The following is a 2,669-nucleotide window of genomic DNA, read 5'->3' as shown; positions in this document are numbered from 1 at the left end:
CAGCGGCGCCTGGGCGCCCTGCCCGGTGCCGCTGCCGGGGCTGCCGCCGGCGTTCACCTTGATGCTGGGGCCGACGATGGTGATGCCGCCGCCGTCGATCTTGAGGAAGCTGCCGCCGGCGGCCAGGGTCAGCTCGCTGCCGGCTTCCAGCACCGCCTTCTGGCCGGCCTTGATGTGCAGCTCGCGGCCGCTCTCGGTGAGCCAGGCCTGGCCGGCGCTGAGGTGCAGGCTGCCGTCGACGGTCAGGTGCTGGGCGCCGTCGCTCTTCTCGCGCCGCTCACCGTGCACGGTGTGGTGGTCGTCGCGGTCGATCTCGGCGATGCGATCGCGTTTGATCCCGAGATCGCTGTCGCGGCGGATCTCCTCGGTGCGGTCATTCTCGGTCAGCAGTTCCAGGTCCTTCTGGGCGTGCACCCAGATCTGCTCCTGGTCGTGCTGGTCCTCGAAGCGCAGCTCGTTGAAGCCCTCGCCCTGGTGGGTCTGGGTGCGAAGCACGGTGCGCGTCTTGTGCTCCGGCAGCGAATACGGCGGCGTGTTGACCGCGTGGTAGGTGCGGCCGGTGATCAGCGGCTGGTCGGGGTCACCTTCCAGGAAGGAGACGATCACCTCGTGACCGATGCGCGGAATCGCCATCATGCCGTAGCCGCCGCCGGCCCAGCCCTGGCTGACGCGCAGCCAGGCGCTGGCGGTCTCGTCCGGCGCCGCGTAGCGATCCCAGGGGAACTGGCAACGCACCCGGCCGTGCTCGTCGCAGTGGATCTCCTCGCCCTCGGGGCCAACCACGAAGGCCACCTGGGGGCCGTCGACCCGAGGCTTGGGCCGCGGCGCGGGGCGCCAGGCGGTGTCGTCCGGGGTCAGGCTCAGGGTGTTGTGATACCGCGTCATGCCGTCGGCCTGCACGGCGTCCTCGCCCAGCGCCTGGGGCTGCTCGCCTTGATGGACCACCTTGATGACCTGCCAGCCGCGGTTGAACTCGGCCACGTCGTGGTCGGCCAGGGTGAAGCGCGCGCCCGGGGCGAGCTCGGGCAGGTCGCTCTCGCCGTCGAGGGTCAGGGCATCGTGGCGCAGGTGCTCGAGCCGGTGGCGGGTGAAGGCCCGGCCCGAGGCATCGGCCTTGTAGCGGCCAGGGTAGTCGTAGTGCTCGTAGTCCTCCCGCTGGCTGTGCTGTTCCAGCCGCTGGCCCTGTTGGTCATGCAGCTGCGCATAGGCCGGCTGCTTGAACGAATAGTCCTTGAGCTGGGCCCGAGCCGGACGCACCCGGGCGGTCTGGGTCAGCCGCCGCAGGTGGCGCTGGGGCGGGGTGCCGCCGGCACGGTGATGATAGCGGCGCTCGCCGAGGCCGGTGAGCACCTGCGGATCGTCGGCGAACACCAGTCGGTGGGCGCCGAGATCGGCATCTTCGAATTCATGGAAATAGAACAGCCCTTCCTCGGCGGCCAGGCGCTCGAGGAACTCGAGGTCGGTCTCGCGGTACTGCACGCAGTACTCGCGCTCGGCCGGCTCGCGGGTCACCGCGAAGGCCACGTCGGTCAGGCCGCGCTCCTCACACAGGGTGTTGAGGATCGTGAGCGGCGAGACGCGCTGGAAGATGCGCGAGTTCTGACGCAGCGAGAGCCGCCACAGCGAGGGGCGGATCACCACCTCGTAGAAGCTGCGTCGATGACCGCGGTCACCGCGGCCGAACTCGGCCACGATGCCGTGGATCCGGCGCTGGGCCACGCCATCCTGCCATACGGTCAGGCTCGCCGGGCGGTCGAGCAGCGCCTCGGGCGAGAGGTCGGCGGCGCGGCTGGCGAAGCGCACCCGCAGGTGGAAGGGCGCCGAGAGCGCCTCTTCATGGGTGAAGTCGACGACGGCCAGATCGGCGCCCTCGGCCCCCGTGAGGCTCAGGGTGAACTGCAGTCCATTGGCCTGGGTCATGGCATCCCTCCTGGAGGCCGTGTCCGTTCCTTGGATCACCGGCCGCGAAGGGCCGGCGAAAGGGCTAGATTACGCGAGTGCGGCGCCGACACAAGTCGACGGCGGCATGGCTCAGGGCTCGCCTGACGTACGGGAACAACCAGCGCTGAAACATGCCGCCGCCAGGGCCGAGGCCCTGGCGACGAAGACGGTGCCCGCCGGCGCGAGCATTGGCTGGGGCACCGCGGGGCGCGAGGCGATCAGGCCTCGATCGGGGCGCGCCAGTCGTCGGAACCGGAGGTGCCGGCGACGGTGTGTTCCCAGTCGATCTTGCGGTAGGCCAGGGACACGTCCATCAGCTGGGTGAACTCGGCGCTGTTGGCATCCTGGGCGTGGGGCATGCGCAGGTTGATGTCGACGATGGTGGCGTCGGTCAGCGAGGTGGTGAAGAAGTGCTCCTGCTTGCCCTCGACGGAGGTGCGGTACCACTTCAGCTCGACGTTCGGCAGCATCTCGCCGGAAGCTAGGGCGTTGTACATCAGCGGCACGGCCTTGTTCAGGGCCACGGTGAAGATGAACGGCTTGTGGGCACGCTGGCCGGCGGGCTGGCCGGACTGCGGGTCGGTCGGCACGGTGACGATGTGCTTGAATTCCTGCACCAGCATCTCGTCCTCGTGACCCTCGACGTAGATGTTGCCGACGGACTCGGGGGTGAAGGCACCGGCGGTGATGTTGCCCTGGGTCTGGCCTTCGATGCTGATATAACACGG

General features: G+C 69.4%; 2 protein-coding genes. Both read right to left on the bottom strand.

The window, feature by feature from the left end:
• A partial coding sequence (locus tag CVH10_RS16770) for a type VI secretion system Vgr family protein (protein ID WP_106489317.1) occupies nucleotides 1–1,920 on the bottom strand: 1,920 nt, incomplete at its 3' end.
• 239 nt (nucleotides 1,921–2,159) lie between these two features.
• Nucleotides 2,160–2,669 (bottom strand): Hcp family type VI secretion system effector (locus CVH10_RS16765; RefSeq protein WP_106489316.1); only part of this gene is annotated, 510 nt, incomplete at its 5' end.

It is taken from the genome of Halomonas sp. ND22Bw, from assembly GCF_003011945.1.
GTDB lineage: Bacteria > Pseudomonadota > Gammaproteobacteria > Pseudomonadales > Halomonadaceae > Halomonas > Halomonas halophila.
Note: the sequence above shows the minus strand (reverse complement) of the source record. Positions and strands in the feature narration are given on the sequence as shown.